Here is a 16,899-nt window from a genome sequence, read left to right as displayed (position 1 = left end):
GATGCTGCTCGCCATCGATGCCGGCAACACGAATGTGGTGTTCGCGGTCTGGGACGGCGCCGCCTGGCGCGGCCGCTGGCGCATCGCCACGGTGGCCGACCGCACGGCCGACGAATACGCGGTCTGGCTGCTGCAGCTGATGGCCTGGGACGGGCTCGGCCCCGCCGATATCGACGCCGCGGCGATCGCCTGCGTGGTGCCGAACGCGCTCTACAACCTGCGCCGACTCTGCCGCGACCGCTTCGGTGTCGAGGCGATGGTGACGCGCTCGGATCTCGACTGGGGCTTCGCGATCCGCACCGACAATCCGCGCGAGGTCGGCGCCGACCGCCTCGTCAACGCGCTGGCCGCGCGCATGCGCTATCCGCGCCCGCTCGCGGTGATCGATTTCGGCACCGCCACCACATTCGATGTCGTCGACGCCGCGGGCGACTACATCGGCGGCGTGATCGCGCCGGGGATCAATCTCTCGCTCGACGCGCTGCACCGCGCGGCGGCGGCGCTGCCGCGCATCAGCATCGGCCGGCCGCAATCGGTCGTCGGCCGATCGACGGTGCCCGCCATGCAGTCCGGCGTGTACTGGGGCTACGTGGGGCTGATCGAGGGCATTGCGCGCCGGATCGAGGCTGAGCTCGATCAGAGATTGACCGTGATCGCGACCGGCGGGCTCGCGCCGTTGTTCATGGACGGCACGCCCGCCATCCACCATCTCGATGCGGATCTGACCCTCGACGGGCTCGTCCTGCTCGCCGAGCGCAACATGAAGGCCACAGCGTGACATTAGCCCGCGACGACCTCGCCTTCCTGCCGCTGGGCGGGACCGGCGAGATCGGCATGAACCTGAATCTCTACCACGCCGATGGCGCCTGGCTCGCGATCGATTGCGGCATCGGCTTCGGCGACGCGGCGCGGCCCGATATCGAGATCATGGTGCCGGACGTGGGCTTCCTGGCCGAGCGCAAACGGAACCTCCGCGCGCTGATCATCACCCACGGGCACGAGGATCATCTCGGCGCGGTCGCCTGGCTGTGGCCCGCGCTCGAATGTCCCGTCTACGCGAGCCCCTTCGCGGCGGCGGTGCTGCGCCGCAAGCTCGCCGAGCGCCAACTCCTCGGGCGGGTACCCTTGACGACGCTGGACCTCGGTGCGGAGCTCACGCTCGATCCGTTCCATCTGCGCTTCATCCGCATGGCGCACTCGATCCCCGAGGCGCAGGCGGTGGCGATCCGTACGCGGCACGGCCTGGTGCTGCATACGGGAGACTGGAAGCTCGATCCGCACCCGCTGATCGGCCCGCCGACCGACGAGGCCGCTCTCGCCGCGCTCGGCGACGAGGGTGTGGACGTGATGGTGTGCGACAGCACCAACGCGATGGTCGAGGGACATTCGGGTAGCGAGTCCGAGGTGCGGCGCAATCTCGGCGCGCTGATCCGCCGGCTGAAGGGGCGGGTGGCCGTCACCTGCTTCTCGACCAATGTCGCGCGGATCGAATCGATCGCGCTCGCGGCGCAAAGCGCCGGCCGCAGTGTCGCGATCGTCGGGCGCGCCTTCCGCAACATCATCGCCGCCGCGCGCGAGACCGGCTATCTCGCGACGCTGCCCGAGTTCGTCGAGGAGGACGAGGCGGGCTACCTGCCCGACGATTCCGTGCTGTTCCTGGTCGCGGGCAGCCAGGGCGAGCCGCGCTCGGCGCTCTCGCGCATCGCGGCGGACAACCATCCGAACGTCTCGCTCGGCGAGGGCGACACAGTGATCTACTCCTCGCGCGTGATCCCGGGCAACGAGCGGGCGATCCTGCGCGTGCAGGACCAGTTCGCGCGGCGCGGCGTGACCGTCATGACCGAGCGCGATCACATGGTGCACGTCTCCGGCCATCCGGCGCGCGACGAGCTGCGCCGCATGTACGCGCTGGTGCGGCCGAAGCATGTCGTGCCGGTGCACGGCGAATGGCGCCACATGACCGAGCATGCCGAGCTCGCGCGCGCGCTCGGCGCGATCCCGCACGTGATCGATGACGGCGACATCTTGCGCCTCGCTCCCGGCCCAGTGACGGTCGTGGACAGCGCACCGGCCGGCAAGCTCGCCGTGGATGGCGACCGTCTCCTGCCGATCGGCGGCGAGGTGCTGGCGGCGCGGCGGCGCATGCTCGAGCACGGTGTGGTGATCGCTTCGCTCGCGCTTGACGAGGCCGGGCGGGTCCTTGGGCGGCCCCGCATCACCGGCCCCGGTGTGTTCGACGCGGCGATGAACGGCGCCGCTGAGGGCCTTGCCGACGACCTGATGGCGGCTGTCTCAGGCCTGCCCGCCCCTGTCCGCCGGGATGACGAGGCGGTGGCCGAGGCGGCGCGCGGTGCGCTCCGCGGCCTGCTGCGGCGGGCGCTGTGGCAGAAGCGGCCCGGCATCGAAGTGCATGTCATGCGGATCGGACGGTGAGACCTCGATGAACTGGTTCACCGGCCTCGTCGTCTATGCCTTGGTCTGGTGGACCGTGCTGTTCGCCGTGCTGCCGTTCTGGACCCGGCCGGTGACCGACCCGGAGGAGAAGACACATTTCCGCGGCGCGCCGGAACGGCCGCTGCTGTGGCGCAAGGTGCTGGTGACCACGCTGGTTTCGGGTGTGGTCTGGCTCGGCATCTGGGCCGTGGTGGAGTCAGACTTGATCAGTTTTCGCGACCATCCTTGATCTTGATCAAATCCTGCTCAGAGCGCGGCCAGAACTTGCACAAACGATGAGCCGGATGCCTGCGTTTTGAGCAATCAATGGTTGAATTGACGAAAAAAGCGCCGCGATTGCTGAGTTTGCTGTTGCCCCGCCGTCGGCGCACGCGCGAAAATCAGCGACAGGAAGAGGGCTGTTCCTCTTCCTGCCGTGTGACTGGCGTTTCCTCCCTAAACTTGGGCCGTGCGCTGCGAGGCGCGCGGCCCTTTTCTTGTTAGCGGAACGTAAACCGCCCGTCCATAGGCTTGCGAACGATATTTGTCGCTGCACCGCAGCAAAGCGAAAGAAGATGCCGTGCACCGCGCCCTGATCGCAGCGATCTTGCTGGTGGCCGCTGGCACGCTCCCCGCTGCGGCGCAGACGATCAGTGAGTGGGACTGCCGGCGGCTTGAGCGCCACGTTCCCGCGCCCGATGTGGTGTATCGGCCAGGCGTGGATGTGCGGGGGCGAAGCGTGGCGCCGGCCGATCTCAATCCGGCCGTGCCGATCGTGCCGGAGCGGTTCGCGATCTATCTCGGCGTGGATCTGCGCGAACGGCTCGGCCTGCCGCCGGATCTGATCGCCGATCTGCCGCTCGGCGTCATCGAGATCGACAACGGCACGGTGCTGTTCAACGGCCGCCCGATCGCGCCCGACGCCGCGGCCGGGCTCGCCGCCGCCTGCGCCGCCGCCCGCCGCCGCTGAGCCCGCGTGACGGAACGCCGCGGCGCCGTTAGTGTGCGCGGCCCTTCCGCCATCCGGGATGCCGCGACGCGATGCGCCTTTCTCGCTACTTCCTGCCCACGCTCAAGGAGACGCCGGCCGAGGCGCAGATCGTCTCGCACCGGCTGATGCTGCGCGCGGGGATGATCCGCCAGCAGGCTGCCGGGATCTATTCCTGGCTGCCGCTCGGCCACCGCGTGCTCACCAACATCGCACGCATCGTGCGCGAGGAGCAGGATGCGGCCGGCTGCCATGAGCTTCTGATGCCGACTATCCAGCCGGCGGAGCTGTGGAAGGAGAGCGGACGCTACGAGGACTACGGCAAGGAGATGCTGCGCCTGCGCGACCGCCACGAGCGCGAGCTGCTCTACGGGCCGACCAACGAGGAGATGGTCAGCGACATCTTCCGCGCCTATGTGAAGTCGTACCGCAACCTGCCGCTGATGCTCTACCACATCCAGTGGAAGTTCCGCGACGAGGTGCGGCCGCGCTTCGGCGTGATGCGCGGGCGCGAGTTCCTGATGAAGGACAGCTACTCCTTCGATCTCGATCAGGCCGGCGCGCGACGGAGCTACAACCGCATGTTCGTCGCCTATCTGCGCACCTTCGCCCGGCTCGGCCTGAAGGCGATCCCGATGCGTGCCGATACCGGCCCGATCGGCGGCGATCTCTCCCACGAGTTCATCATCCTCGCCGAGACGGGCGAGAGCCAGGTGTTCGTGCATCGCGATCTCGTCGAGCGCGACATCCTGGGCGAGGCGGTGGACTACGAGTCCGATTTGCAGCCGCTCGTCGATTCCTGGACCTCGCTCTACGCCGCGACCGACGAGAAGCACGACCCCATCGCCTTCGGCGCGCTCGCCGATGGGCAGCGCGTCGAGGCGCGCGGCATCGAGGTCGGCCACATCTTCTATTTCGGCACCAAGTACTCCAAGCCGATGGGGGTGACGGTGCAGGGACCGGACGGCAAGCCGATCCACCCGGAGATGGGCAGCTACGGCATCGGCGTGTCGCGGCTGGTCGGCGCGATCATCGAGGCGAGCCACGACGAGGCCGGGATCATCTGGCCGGAGACCGTGGCACCGTTCCGCGTCGGGCTGATCAACCTCAAACCTGGGGACGTCGCGACCGAAGCGCTCTGCGACGACATCTACGCCGCGCTGCGCAACGCGGGCACCGAGGTGCTGTATGACGACCGCGAGGAGCGGGCGGGCGTGAAGTTCGCCGACATGGATCTGATCGGCCTGCCCTGGCAGGTGGTCGTTGGCCCGCGCGGGGCGGCTGCGGGACGCGCCGAGCTCAAGCGCCGCAAGGGGGGCGAGCGACACGAGCTCGATCGCGACGCGGTGCTGGAACGCCTGCTCGGCTGAGACGTTAGCGCGCCATGTTCGGCCCCTTCGAGCGGATGGTCGCCTTCCGCTATCTGCGCGCGCGCAAGGCGGAAGGCTTCGTCAGCGTGATCGCGGCGTTCTCTCTCGCCGGCATCGCGCTCGGGGTCGCGACGCTGATCATCGTCATGAGCGTCATGAACGGGTTCCGCCAGGAGCTGCTCGGCAAGATCCTCGGACTGAACGGACATCTCGGCGTCTATGGCGCCGCCGGCCCGCTCACCGACTTCGATGCGGCCGCCGAGCGCATCCGCCGCGTACCCGGCGTGGTGCAGGCGATCCCGATCGTGGAGGGTCAGGTGCTCGCCACCGGCGAGCGGGGCGGGGCCTCGGGCGTGCTCGCGCGCGGCGTGCGACCCGAGGATCTGCGCGCGCGTGCGATCATCGCCGACAACATCGTCGCCGGCTCGCTCGATCGCTTCGAAGGCGAGGACGCCATCCTGATCGGCACGCGGCTCGCGTCCCGCCTCGGCCTGCGCGTGGGCGAGCGGATCAGCCTCGTCTCGCCGCAGGGCCAGGTCACCGCGTTCGGCACGGTGCCGCGCGTGGTGGCCTACACCATCGTCGGCCTGTTCGAGGTCGGTATGTACGAATACGACTCCTCCTATGTGTTCCTGCCGTTCGAGACGGCGCAGGCCTATTTCCGCCAGCAGGGGGCGGCGACCCAGGTCGAGGTGTTCGTCGAGGACCCGACACGGGTGCGCCAGGTGGCCTTCGCCATCCGCGATGCCCTGCGCGAACAACCTGTGCGCATCCTCGATTGGCAGCAGGCGAACTCCTCGTTCTTCCAGGCCGTGCAGGTCGAGCGGAACGTGATGTTCCTGATCCTGACCCTGATCATCCTGGTCGCCGCCTTCAACATCATCTCTTCGCTGGTGATGCTGGTGAAGGACAAGGGCCGCGACATCGCGATCCTGCGCACCATGGGCGCGACCAAGGGCGCGGTGATGCGCATCTTCCTGATGTGCGGCGCCTCGATCGGCGTGCTCGGCACGGTGATCGGGGTCGCGCTAGGCCTCGCCTTCTCGCTCAACATCGAGACGATCCGGCAATGGCTCCAGGGACTCACCGGCCAGGAGCTGTTCCAGGCCGAGATCTACTTCCTCTCGCGGCTGCCGGCGGTGGTCGATCCGAACGAGGTGCTGCAGGTGACGCTGATGGCGCTCGGGCTCTCGCTCGCCGCCACGCTCTACCCGGCCTTCCGCGCCGCGCGGCTCGATCCGGTCGAGGCGCTCCGGTATGAGTGAGGCCGTCCTGCGGCTGGAGGGGGTCGCGCGCACGTTCCGCACCGGTGACGGACTGCTTGAGGTGCTGCGCGGCGTCGATCTCGCGGTCGCGCCCGGCGAGATCGTCGCCCTGGTCGCTCCGTCGGGCGCGGGCAAGTCGACGCTCCTGCACATCGCCGGCCTGCTCGAACATGCCGATCGCGGGCGCATCGTCGTCACCGGCAAGGAGGCATCCGCGCTCGGCGACACCGCGCGCACCGAGCTCCGCCGTTCCACGATCGGCTTCGTCTATCAGTTCCACCATCTGCTGCCGGAGTTCACCGCGCGCGAGAACGTGGCGATGCCGCAGGTGATCGCCGGGATCCCGAAGCGCGCGGCGGCCGAGCGGGCCGAGGCGCTGCTGGGCGCACTCGGGTTGTCGGCGCGCCTGAACCATCGTCCGGCGCGGCTGTCGGGAGGCGAGCAGCAGCGCGTGGCGATCGCGCGCGCGCTCGCCAATCAGCCGAAGCTGCTGCTCGCCGACGAGCCGACGGGCAATCTCGACATGGCGACCGCCGAGGTGGTGTTCGGCGAGCTTCTCTCGCTCGTGCGTGAGCGCGGCGTGGCGGCGCTGATCGCAACCCACAATCCGGACCTTACGGCGCGCATGGACCGCACGCTGACGCTGCGCGACGGCCATGTGGTGGAGGGCAGGGGCTGATGCGCATTCTCGTGCTCGGCGCCGGCGCGGTCGGCGGGTATTTCGGCGGCCGGGTCGTCCAGGCCGGCGCGGCCGAGGTCGCGTTCCTGGTGCGTCCCGGCCGCAAGGCTCAGCTCGACCGCGACGGGCTCGTGATCGAGAGCCCCTCTGCCGGCGATGCGCGCCTCGCGGTCACGGCGCTGCTGGCAGACGACCTGCCCCGCGCCGGCGCCTGGGATGTCGTGCTGCTCACGGCCAAGGCCTACGATCTCGACGCGGCGATCGCGGCGATCCGGCCAGCGGTCGGCAAGACGACCGCGGTGCTGCCGCTGCTCAACGGCCTGTCGCATATCGATACGCTGGTCGCTGCGTTCGGAACAGGCCGCGTGCTCGGTGGGCTTGCCAAGATCCAGGCGACGCTGACGGCCGAGGGCGTGGTGCGCCATCTCGCGCCGGTGCAGATGGTCGAGTTCGGCGAGCGCGACGGCACGATGTCCGAGCGCGTGCAGGCCCTGAAGCGCGTCTTCGATTCCGCCGGCCTGCGCGCCGATGCCGTGACCGACATCACGAGCCGGATGTGGGAGAAGCTGGTGCTGATCGGCACGCTCGCGATCGCGACCGTGCTGATGCGTGCGAATCTCGGCGAGATCGCAGCCGCCGGCGGACAGGACTGGATCGACCGCCTGCTGGAGCGCAACGTCGCGATCGCGGCGGCGCACGGCCATCCCGTCCGGCCGAAGGCGCTGGAGCGCGAACTCGTGCCGATGTTCCGCAGCGCCGGCCCGGCGGCCGCCTCGATGCTGCGCGACCTGGAGGCGGGCGGGCGCATCGAGTCCGATCACATCCTCGGCTTCCTGCTCGATGCCGCGCGCCATGCCGGCGTGGACGACGCGCTGCATGAGGCCGCGTATCTGCATGCCAGGGCCTACGAGGCGCGACGCGCGGCCGGGCGCCTTCCGCACCGGTAACCTTTCCGTTACGGCTCAATCGTCTTGCGGTTCCTGCGCGTGTCCGTTAATGTAACGATGTCGTAGCGAGCTGCGCTGCGCCGAAACGGAACGCGAACAGGAGAGACGGCCATGGCAATCAGGCGAGGCAGGCGGCCGCGGGCGCGTGGCCCGGCCGCAACCGGTCCGACCGGCGGCCCGCCGGTCAGCGCCGCCGCCGTTTCGGCACCGACCGAACAACTCCTGCTCGCGGCGCTCGAGCGCGGCGGCGACACGCTGGAGACCGGGCGCTATCTGGTCACTTACCGCGAAGGCATGGCGGAGGAGGGGGCGAAGGCCCTCAAGGCGCAGGATTTCCGCATGGCGGATGCGCGCGACTTCTCCGGCCAGGCGGTCGCGCTCGAGGATGCGGGCGATGCCGAGGCGCTGAACTTCCCCGAGATCGGCGTGGCCGTGGTGAGCGGCACGGCACTCGAGGCGCATGGCATGAGCGCCTTCGCCGCCGCGGCCGCCGACAGCCCGATCGAGACGATCGAGCCGGAGTATTTCGTCTTCGCCGCCGGCTCCGAGTATCTGCGCGGCTTCCTCGCGGCGGCCAACACGATCGCGCGGGACCTCAAGGGCGTGCCCGTGCCGGAGCCGGAGGAGGTCGAGGCGGAGGTGCTGGGCGCGACCTGGGGACTGATCCGCTGCAAGGTGCCGCCGAGCAGCCGCAGCGGGGTGGGCATCAAGATCGCGGTGCTCGATACCGGTATGGATCTCGGCCATCCCGATTTCTCCGGCCGGCCGATGACGACCAACACCTTCGTCGGCCAGCCGGTGCAGGACCTGAACGGTCATGGCACGCACTGCATCGGCACCGCGTGCGGGCCGAAATCGCCGCCCGGCAGCACGCCGCGCTACGGCATCGCCTATGCCGGCAGCATCTTCGTCGGCAAGGTGCTCACCAACTCCGGCAGCGGCACCGGCGCGGGCGTGCTTGCGGGCATGAACTGGGCGATCGCCAATCACTGCGAGGTGATCTCGATGTCGCTCGGCAGCCAGAGTCCGGTGCAGGCGGCCTACACCGCCGCCGGCCAGGCCGCGCTCTCGGCCGGCTGCCTGATCATCGCCGCGGCCGGCAACGAGACGAAGCCGACCGGCGCGCCGGCCAATTCACCGACCATCATGTCGGTCGCCTCGCTCGATCCGAACCTGACCCCGTCCAGCTTCTCGAACTTCGGCAAGATCGAGATCGCCGCACCGGGGCGCGATGTGTTCTCGTCCTGGCCGCGGCCGCGGCGCTACCACACCATCAGCGGCACCTCGATGGCCACACCGCACGTCGCCGGCTGCGCGGCGCTCTGGGCCCAGTCCAGCCCCTCGCTGCGCGGGGCCTCGCTGTGGCGCAGGCTGCAATCCTCCGCCCAGCCGTTGCCGCTGCCGGCCTCGCGGGTCGGCGCTGGCCTTGTCCAGGCGCCGTAGCTAGACTCCGTTCCACCGCGTCCCGGCCCCCGTCCCGCCGGGGCGCGGGTGGGGATGGAGGGCGGGCCGTGGCCCAGCGCAAGACCTGGATCGTCACCCTCAGCGGCGAGCGTCCGGCCGCCGCGGTGCGGCGCGACCTCGCCGAGGCGGGTTTCGCTGTCGGCGCCGTGCTCGATGCGATCGGCGTGATCACCGGCGAGGCGGATGCCAAGGCGGTGGCGAAAGCCCGCAAGATCAAGGGGGTCGCGAGCGTCGCCGAGGACACCGAGGTCGGCATCGGCCCGCCCGGGTCCGACCCGACCTGGTAGAACGCCTGCCGCGCGGCACCCCTGCGCGGCACGACGCTTGCCCTCGCCGTTTCCGCCCTGTATCACCCGCCCCGGCCGTGCGCGGGGGCTCCCGCGCCGGCCAATTCACACGCGGTGCAGCCTTCCCGGGGGATCCCGGGGTCCGGTGCGGGCCATGCCGAGGTGCGGCATCGGCCGGCGCAGCGCCGCGGAGGAATGAACCGGACGTGTGAAGGAGAAGGACGGCCCCATGGCCCTGCCCGTGTTCACCCTGCGCCAGCTTCTGGAAGCCGGCGTCCATTTCGGTCACCACACCCGCCGCTGGAACCCGAAGATGGCCCCGTACCTCTTCGGCGTGCGCAACCAGGTCCACATCATCGATCTGCAGCAGACCGTGCCGATGCTGAGCCGGGCGATGCAGGCGATCCGCGACGCGGTCGCGGGCGGCGGGCGCGTGCTGTTCGTCGGCACCAAGCGGTCGGCCGCCGACTACGTCGCGGACGCCGCCAAGCGCTGCGGCCAGTACTACGTCAACCACCGCTGGCTCGGCGGCATGCTCACGAACTGGAAGACCATCCAGAACTCGATCCGCCGGCTGCGCACGATCGAGGAGCAGCTCGCCCAGGAGCAGACCGGGCTGACCAAGAAGGAGCAGCTGATGCTGACGCGCGAGCGCGACAAGCTCGAGCGCGCGCTGGGCGGCATCAAGGAGATGGGCGGCCTGCCGGACATCCTGTTCATCATCGACACGAACAAGGAGAAGATCGCGGTCCAGGAGGCGCGCAAGCTGAACATCCCGGTGGTCGCGGTGCTCGACAGCAACTCCGACCCGGATGGCGTGACCTACCCGATCCCCGGCAACGACGACGCGATCCGCGCGATCGCGCTCTACTGCGACCTCGTCGCCGGCGCGGTGCTGGACGGCATCTCCGCCGAGATGGCGGCCTCGGGCGTCGATCTCGGCGCGGCCGAGGAGGTGCCCCTGGATGAGCTGCCGCCGGCCGAGGAGGCGGCACCCGAGGGCGCCGTACCCGAGGCCTCCGCCGAGGCGCGGGCCTGACGCTCACAGCACGAGAGGACGGATCGATGGCGGAGATCACCGCGGCGCTGGTCAAGGAACTGCGCGAGAAGACCGGCGCGGGCATGATGGACTGCAAGCGGGCGCTGGCCGAGACCGGCGGCGACCTGGAGGCGGCGATCGACTGGCTGCGCAAGAAGGGCCTGTCGGCGGCGGCCAAGAAGGCCGGCCGCACGGCCGCCGAGGGGCTGGTCGGCGTCAAGGCCGAGGGCACCCGCGCGGCGATCGTCGAGGTGAATGCCGAGACCGACTTCATCGCGCGCAACGAGACCTTCCAGGACTTCGTCGCCACCTGCGCGGGCCTCGCCCTCGATGCCGGCGGGGATGTCGAGGCGCTGAAGGGCAAGGCGTTCCCGGGCGGCGGGCGGACGGTCGCCGAGGAGTTGACCCACCTGATCGCCACGATCGGCGAGAACATGGCGATCCGCCGCACGGCGATGCTGTCGGTGCCCAAGGGCGTGGTCGCGACCTATGTCCACTCCGCCCTCAAGCCCGAACTGGGGCGGATCGGCGTGCTGGTCGCCCTGGTCGGCGAGCCGGGCGAGGCGCTCGCCACGCTGGGTCGGCAGATCGGCATGCATGTCGCCGCTGCCCGGCCCGAGTTCCTCGACATCGGCTCGGTCGACCCGGCCGCGCTCGCGCGCGAGAAGGCCGTGCTGTCCGAGCAGGCGCGCGCGTCGGGCAAGCCCGAGGCGATCATCGAGAAGATGGTCGAGGGCCGCGTCCGCAAGTACTACGAGGAGGTCGTGCTGCTCGAGCAGGTCTGGGTGCACGACGGCGAGAGCCGGGTGAAGGACGTCGTGAAGAAGGCAGGTGCCCAGCTCGCCGGCTTCGTCCGCTTCCAGCTCGGCGAGGGGATCGAGAAGGAGGCTTCGGACTTCGCGGCCGAGGTCGCGGCGGCGGCGCGCTGAGGGCCGCCGCGATGCCGGCAGCGGGGATGCCCGGGACGGCGATCCGCCCTACACTGGCGGCCCCGCCCGAGTCCGGCCCCGCCCCGCTGCAGAAGGACGCCCGCTTCATGGAGGATGCGCCCCGCTACCGACGCGTGCTCCTGAAGGTGTCGGGCGAGGCGCTGATGGGACGGCGCGAGTACGGCATCTGCACCGAGACGGTCGGGCGGATCGCCGAGGACGTGCGTGCGGTCGTCGCGCTCGGCGTCGAGGTCTGCCTGGTGATCGGCGGCGGCAACATCTTCCGCGGCGTCTCCGGCGCGGCGGCGGGCATGGAGCGGGCCTCCGCCGACTATATGGGCATGCTGGCGACGGTGCTGAACGCACTCGCGCTTCAGAACGCGCTCGAGAAGCGCGAGGTCCATACGCGGGTGCAGTCGGCCATCCCGATGAGTTCGGTCTGCGAGCCGTATATCCGCCGCCGCGCGATCCGGCACATGGAGAAGGGGCGGGTGGTGATCTTCGCCGCCGGCACCGGCAACCCGTTCTTCACCACTGACACGGCGGCGGCCCTCCGCGCCGTCGAGATGGGCTGCGAGGCTCTTTTGAAGGGCACGCAGGTGGACGGGGTCTACTCCGCCGATCCGCGCAAGGACCCGGCCGCGCAGCGCTACGAGCGTCTGACCTATCTCGACGTGCTGGCGCGCGATCTCGCGGTGATGGATGCCTCGGCGATCAGCCTGGCGCGGGAGAACGGGTTGCCGATCGTGGTATTCTCGATCCATGAACCGGGCGCCTTCGCCAACGTGATGCGCGGCCGCGGCACCTTCACCATCGTCACCGACGCGCCCGGCTGAGGACGGCGCGCGCGGATCCTGGGACAGCAGGGGAGACAGGAATGGCCAAGGCCCCGCCCACGCTCGATCAGATCACCGGCGATCTGCGCCGGCGGATGGAGGGCGCGCTCGACACGCTGAAGAAGGAGTTCGCCGGGCTGCGCACCGGGCGGGCGAGCCCGGCGCTGCTCGAGCCGATCAAGGTCGAGGTCTATGGCACCGAGATGCCGATCACCCAGGTCGGCACGATCGGCGTTCCCGAGCCGCGCATGTTGACGGTCCAGGTATGGGACCGTGCGGCCGTCTCCTCGGTGGAGAAGGCGATCCGCGACGCCGGTCTCGGCCTCAATCCGGCGAGCGACGGCCAGACCGTGCGCGTGCCCCTGCCGCCGCTCACCGCCGAGCGGCGTATCGAGCTTGCCAAGCTCGCCGGCAAATACGCCGAGGCCGCGCGCGTCGCCATCCGCGCGGTGCGCCGCGACGGCATGGAGACGCTGAAGAAGCTCGAGAAGGATCACGAGATCGGCCAGGACGTGCATCGCGACTGGGCCGAGGAGGTCCAGAAGCTGACCGACGGCTACATCCGCAAGGTGGACGAGGCGCTGGCCGCCAAGGAAGCCGACATCAAGCAACCCTGAGCGCCCCGCCAGTCCCCCCGCCGATGAACGCCCCCCTCCCGATCGCCTCCGCCACGGCGCTGGCCGCGCCGCCGCTCGCGCGGCACGTGGCGATCATCATGGACGGCAACCGGCGCTGGGCGGCACGCCGCGGCCTGCCGGCACTGGCCGGCCATCGCGAGGGCGCCGAGGCGGCGCGCCGGGCGGTCGATGCGGCCCTCGCCCAGGGCGTGCCCTGGCTGACCCTCTACGCGTTCTCGTCGGAGAACTGGCGCCGCCCGGCCGAGGAGGTCGGCGGGCTGATGGGGCTGCTGCGCCAGGGGATCGAACGGCACTGGACCGAGATGATCCGGCGGGGCGTCAGGCTGCGCATGATCGGCGACCGCGACCGCCTCGATGCCGGCATGCGCGAGGCGATCGAGCGGGCGGAAGCCAGTTCCATCGCCAACACGCGGCTCAACCTGGTGATCGCGCTCTCCTATGGCGGGCGGTCGGAGATCGCCGGCGCGGCGCGGCGGCTCGCGCGCGCGGTCGCGGAGGGGCGGGTTTCGCCCGACTCGGTCGATGAAGCGAGCTTCGCCCGCTTCCTCGAGACCGACGGCATGCCCGATCCTGACCTCGTGATCCGCACCTCCGGCGAGCAGCGGATCTCGAACTTCCTGCTCTGGCAGGCCGCCTATGCGGAGTTCGTCTTCCTCGACGTGCTCTGGCCCGAGTTCGGCCCGCAGCATCTCGCCCAGGCGCTCTCGGCCTTCGCCGCGCGGGAGCGACGCTATGGCGCCCGCCCGGGCTGAGCCCGACCGACCGTTCCGCATGACGGCAGAGGCGGCCGGACGCTGGAGCGATCTCGGCAAGCGTGCCCTGTCCGCCGCGGTGCTCGGGCCGATCGCACTCACCGCGATCTGGTTCGGCGCCGAGTGGTTCATGCTTCTGGTCGCCCTCGGCACGGCCGTGCTGGCCTGGGAATGGGTGCATCTCTGCGGCGCGCGGCTGCGCGCCTTCCCCGGGCTCGTGGTGCCGCTCGCGTTGCTGGCGGCCGGGCTCGCTTCCGTCGCGGGCGCCTGGCTTGCGGCGCTCGCGCTGCTGGGCGCCGGCACTGCCCTGGCCTGGGCGGTCGCACGCCAGCCCGCGCTCCTGCCGGGCGAGCGACGTCCGGCCGGCTGGCTCGCGGCCGGCGTGATATATATCGGGCTTGCGGGCGTGGGGCTGATCTGGCTCCGCGACGCCGGGGATGCGGGCCGGGCCAATGTGCTGTTCGTGGTGCTGGTGGTCTGGGCGTCGGATATCGGCGCCTATCTGGCGGGACGGATGATCGGCGGCCCACGCCTCGCGCCCGCGATCAGCCCGAACAAGACCTGGGCGGGCGGTGCCGGCGGGCTTGCCGCGGCGATCGCGGCCGGGCTCAGCGTGGCGGCTGCCCTGACGCCGGGAGCGGAGCCCGCCGTCGTGGCGCTGGTGGCCGCGGCGATCGGGCTGACCGCGCAATGCGGCGACCTCCTGGAAAGCTTCATCAAGCGACGCTTCGCGGTGAAGGATGCCTCGCGACTGATCCCGGGTCATGGCGGGCTGCTCGACCGTGCGGACGGGCTGATCGCGGCGGTGCCGGTCGCCGCGGCCCTGTCTTTGGCGCTGGGGCAGGGGGCGGTGCTGTGGGGGTGAACGGTGCCCCTCGCCGCGTCACGGTGCTGGGCGCCACCGGCTCGGTCGGGCGCGCCACGCTCGATCTGATCGCCGAGGCGCCGCCGGGCCACTTCGAGGTGGTCGCGCTGGTGGCGAACGGGAATGCGACGGCGCTGGCGGCGGCCGCCCGCCGGGTGCGCGCGCGGCTCGCCGTCGTCGCCGATGTCGCGGCGCTCCCGGCGCTCCGCGAGGCGCTCGAAGGCAGCGGCATCGCGGTGGAAGCCGGTCCCGCGGCGGTGGTGGCGGCCGCCTCGATCCCGGTCGATTGGACGATGGCGGCGATCGTCGGCGCGGCCGGGCTTCCCGCCACCATGGCCGCGGCCGGCGGGGGCGGGATCGTCTCGATCGCCAACAAGGAGTGCCTCGTCTGTGCCGGCCCGATGCTGCGCGCGGTCGCCGCGGCGGCCGGGACGACGCTGCTGCCCGCGGATTCCGAGCACAACGCGATCTTCCAGGCGCTCGACGGCACGGCCCCCGAGAGCGTCGAACGGATCGTGCTCACCGCCTCCGGCGGGCCCTTCCGGAACTGGCCGGCCGAACGGATGCGCGCGATCCGGCCCGAGGACGCGCTCAACCACCCGGTCTGGCGCATGGGCGCCAAGGTCACGATCGACAGCGCGACCATGATGAACAAGGGCCTCGAGGTGATCGAGGCCGCCTGCCTGTTCCCGGTTCCGGCCGAACGGATCGAGGTGCTGGTGCATCCCGAGGCCGCGATCCACGGGATCGTGCAGTACGTCGACGGCTCGATGCTGGCACAGATGGGGCCGCCCGACATGCGCGTCCCGATCGCCCATACCCTCGCCTGGCCGCGCCGGATGACCACCGCGACGCGCCGGCTCGATCTCGCGACGTTGCGCACGATCACGTTTGAATTACCGGACCATAAACGATTTCCTGCGCTCACCCTGGCGCGCGAGGCGCTCGCCGCCGGTGGCGCGGCTCCGACGATCCTGAACGCGGCGAACGAGGTGGCGGTGCGGCTGTTCCTGGAGGGGCGGATCGGTTTCCTCGGCATCGCCGCTTTGGTCGCGGCTGCCCTCGACCGGCTCGGCACGCCCGCCGCGCCCGACCTTGAAGCCGTGCTGGAGGCGGACGCGACGGCGCGGCGCACCGCGCTCGACCTCGCGACCGGCCCCGCCTTCGCCTGAATCACGGAGTACCTGGGCCCCATGGAGTTCCTCGGCGGCACTCTCGGCACGATCCTGCCGTTCCTGCTCGTCCTCGGCGTGCTGATCTTCTTCCACGAGCTCGGCCACTACCTCGCCGCGCGCTCGGTGGGCGTGCATGTGGATGTGTTCTCGATCGGATTCGGGCGCGAGATCCTGGGCTGGACCGGGCGCACCGGTACGCGCTGGAAGGTCGGCTGGATCCCGCTCGGCGGCTACGTGAAGCTGCATGGCCACGAGGGCCCGGACGACCGGGCGCAGGTGGTGGCCGAAGCGAAGGCGAAGGGCGAGCCGCCGCCGGTCTGGCGCGAGGGCCAGACATTCGGCGAGAAGAGCGTCGGCGCGCGCGCCTGGGTCGTCGCGGCCGGACCAATCGCCAACTTCCTGCTCGCCGCCGTGCTGCTCGCCGGGATGTTCATGACGGCCGGCCGGCCGGACACCGCGCCGGTGATCACGGGCGTGCAGGCCGAGAGCGCGGCCGAGCGCGCGGGGCTTCAGCCCGGCGACCGGATCGTCGCGATCGACGGGCGGGCCACGCCGCGCTTCGAGGACGTGCAGTCGACGGTGCGGCTGCGGCCCGGCCAGCCCATGACCCTGACCGTGCAGCGCGACGGCGCGGCGGTCACGCTGCCGGCGACACCCGACCTGCGCGAGATTTCCGACAGATTCGGGAATGTCCAGCGCATCGGCATGCTGGGCGTGGCCGGCGGCGTGCCCGAGTATCGCCGGCTCGATCCGTTCGCCGCCCTGGCGGCCGGCGCGCTGGAGACCGTGCGCCTGACCGAACAGACTCTGGTCGCGCTCTGGCAGATGATCGCCGGCACGCGCGGCACGGACGAGATCGGCGGGCCGATCCGGATCGCGCAGCTTTCGGGCCAGGTCGCCGAGGGCGGGCTCATTCCGCTGATCGGACTGATGGCGCTGCTGTCGGTCAACCTCGCGTTGATCAACCTGTTCCCGATTCCGATTCTCGATGGCGGGCATCTGGTGATGTACGCCTATGAGGCGGTGCGCGGCCGGCCGCTGCCACCGCGCGCCCAGGAATACGCCTTCCGCGGGGGGCTCGCGATCCTGCTCGCGATCTTTGTCCTCGCGACCTGGAACGACCTCACGCATCTGAGGGTGGTCGATTGGTTCTCGCGCCTCCTTGGGTGACAGGCTGGGCCGCCGCGGATATGGTCGCGCCTCCCGTCACACGCCGCGCGTTTTGGGACCGC

General features: G+C 70.8%; 18 protein-coding genes. All 18 read left to right on the top strand.

Features of this window, described 5'->3' with window-relative positions; translation table 11 throughout:
- The first annotated feature begins 1 nt into the window (after position 1).
- Entirely contained in the window at positions 2-778 is a 777-nt protein-coding gene (locus F563_RS0108970) for a type III pantothenate kinase (RefSeq protein ID WP_019014332.1), read from the top strand.
- Positions 775-2,433 (top strand): ribonuclease J, encoded by a 1,659-nt coding sequence (locus F563_RS0108965; RefSeq protein ID WP_019014331.1) that lies wholly within the window; start codon positions 775-777, stop codon positions 2,431-2,433. The genes F563_RS0108970 and F563_RS0108965 overlap by 4 nt, the downstream gene beginning before the upstream one ends.
- A 7-nt stretch (positions 2,434-2,440) precedes the next feature.
- Entirely contained in the window at positions 2,441-2,683 is a 243-nt protein-coding gene (locus tag F563_RS0108960) for a DUF1467 family protein (RefSeq protein ID WP_019014330.1), read from the top strand.
- Between the two features lie 330 nt (positions 2,684-3,013).
- A complete protein-coding gene (locus tag F563_RS22110) occupies positions 3,014-3,403 on the top strand; it encodes a hypothetical protein (protein ID WP_019014329.1) in 390 nt (129 codons plus the stop codon).
- 71 nt (positions 3,404-3,474) lie between these two features.
- Positions 3,475-4,791: a proline--tRNA ligase gene (gene proS, locus F563_RS0108950; RefSeq protein ID WP_019014328.1), complete on the top strand. Its 1,317-nt coding sequence runs from the start codon at positions 3,475-3,477 to the stop codon at positions 4,789-4,791.
- 14 nt (positions 4,792-4,805) lie between these two features.
- A complete protein-coding gene (locus tag F563_RS0108945; protein ID WP_019014327.1) occupies positions 4,806-6,056 on the top strand; it encodes a lipoprotein-releasing ABC transporter permease subunit in 1,251 nt (416 codons plus the stop codon).
- The gene (locus tag F563_RS0108940; RefSeq protein WP_019014326.1) at positions 6,049-6,735 is read left to right on the top strand and encodes an ABC transporter ATP-binding protein; all 687 of its coding nucleotides are present in this window, start codon (positions 6,049-6,051) and stop codon (positions 6,733-6,735) included. Before F563_RS0108945 ends, F563_RS0108940 begins: the two co-directional genes overlap by 8 nt.
- On the top strand, positions 6,735-7,682 hold the full coding sequence (locus F563_RS0108935; RefSeq protein WP_019014325.1) for a ketopantoate reductase family protein: 948 nt from the start codon (positions 6,735-6,737) through the stop codon (positions 7,680-7,682). Before F563_RS0108940 ends, F563_RS0108935 begins: the two co-directional genes overlap by 1 nt.
- Positions 7,683-7,793: 111 nt before the next feature.
- Positions 7,794-9,125 (top strand): S8 family serine peptidase, encoded by a 1,332-nt coding sequence (locus F563_RS0108930; RefSeq protein ID WP_019014324.1) that lies wholly within the window; start codon positions 7,794-7,796, stop codon positions 9,123-9,125.
- 68 nt (positions 9,126-9,193) lie between these two features.
- Positions 9,194-9,433 carry a hypothetical protein gene (locus F563_RS0108925; RefSeq protein ID WP_019014323.1) on the top strand — a complete coding sequence of 80 codons (240 nt, stop codon included), beginning with the start codon at positions 9,194-9,196 and terminating at the stop codon, positions 9,431-9,433.
- A 229-nt stretch (positions 9,434-9,662) separates the two neighbouring features.
- The gene (rpsB, locus tag F563_RS0108920; RefSeq protein ID WP_019014322.1) at positions 9,663-10,472 is read left to right on the top strand and encodes a 30S ribosomal protein S2; all 810 of its coding nucleotides are present in this window, start codon (positions 9,663-9,665) and stop codon (positions 10,470-10,472) included.
- A 26-nt stretch (positions 10,473-10,498) separates the two neighbouring features.
- The gene (gene tsf, locus F563_RS0108915; RefSeq protein WP_019014321.1) at positions 10,499-11,401 is read left to right on the top strand and encodes a translation elongation factor Ts; all 903 of its coding nucleotides are present in this window, start codon (positions 10,499-10,501) and stop codon (positions 11,399-11,401) included.
- A 107-nt stretch (positions 11,402-11,508) separates the two neighbouring features.
- Complete coding sequence (gene pyrH, locus F563_RS0108910) at positions 11,509-12,237, top strand: UMP kinase (RefSeq protein WP_019014320.1); 729 nt, start codon at positions 11,509-11,511, stop codon at positions 12,235-12,237.
- A 41-nt stretch (positions 12,238-12,278) separates the two neighbouring features.
- The gene (gene frr / locus F563_RS0108905; RefSeq protein ID WP_019014319.1) at positions 12,279-12,854 is read left to right on the top strand and encodes a ribosome recycling factor; all 576 of its coding nucleotides are present in this window, start codon (positions 12,279-12,281) and stop codon (positions 12,852-12,854) included.
- 23 nt (positions 12,855-12,877) lie between these two features.
- On the top strand, positions 12,878-13,627 hold the full coding sequence (uppS, locus tag F563_RS0108900; RefSeq protein WP_019014318.1) for a polyprenyl diphosphate synthase: 750 nt from the start codon (positions 12,878-12,880) through the stop codon (positions 13,625-13,627).
- Positions 13,628-13,646: 19 nt separating this feature from the next.
- The gene (locus F563_RS0108895; protein WP_035574980.1) at positions 13,647-14,492 is read left to right on the top strand and encodes a phosphatidate cytidylyltransferase; all 846 of its coding nucleotides are present in this window, start codon (positions 13,647-13,649) and stop codon (positions 14,490-14,492) included.
- Positions 14,489-15,664: a 1-deoxy-D-xylulose-5-phosphate reductoisomerase gene (gene dxr / locus F563_RS0108890; RefSeq protein ID WP_035574979.1), complete on the top strand. Its 1,176-nt coding sequence runs from the start codon at positions 14,489-14,491 to the stop codon at positions 15,662-15,664. Before F563_RS0108895 ends, dxr begins: the two co-directional genes overlap by 4 nt.
- A 21-nt stretch (positions 15,665-15,685) precedes the next feature.
- A complete protein-coding gene (gene rseP / locus F563_RS0108885) occupies positions 15,686-16,837 on the top strand; it encodes an RIP metalloprotease RseP (protein ID WP_019014315.1) in 1,152 nt (383 codons plus the stop codon).
- Positions 16,838-16,899: the final 62 nt, after the last annotated feature.

The organism is Elioraea tepidiphila DSM 17972, from assembly GCF_000378465.1.
In the GTDB taxonomy this organism is placed as follows: domain Bacteria; phylum Pseudomonadota; class Alphaproteobacteria; order Acetobacterales; family Acetobacteraceae; genus Elioraea; species Elioraea tepidiphila.
Note: the sequence above shows the minus strand (reverse complement) of the source record. Positions and strands in the feature narration are given on the sequence as shown.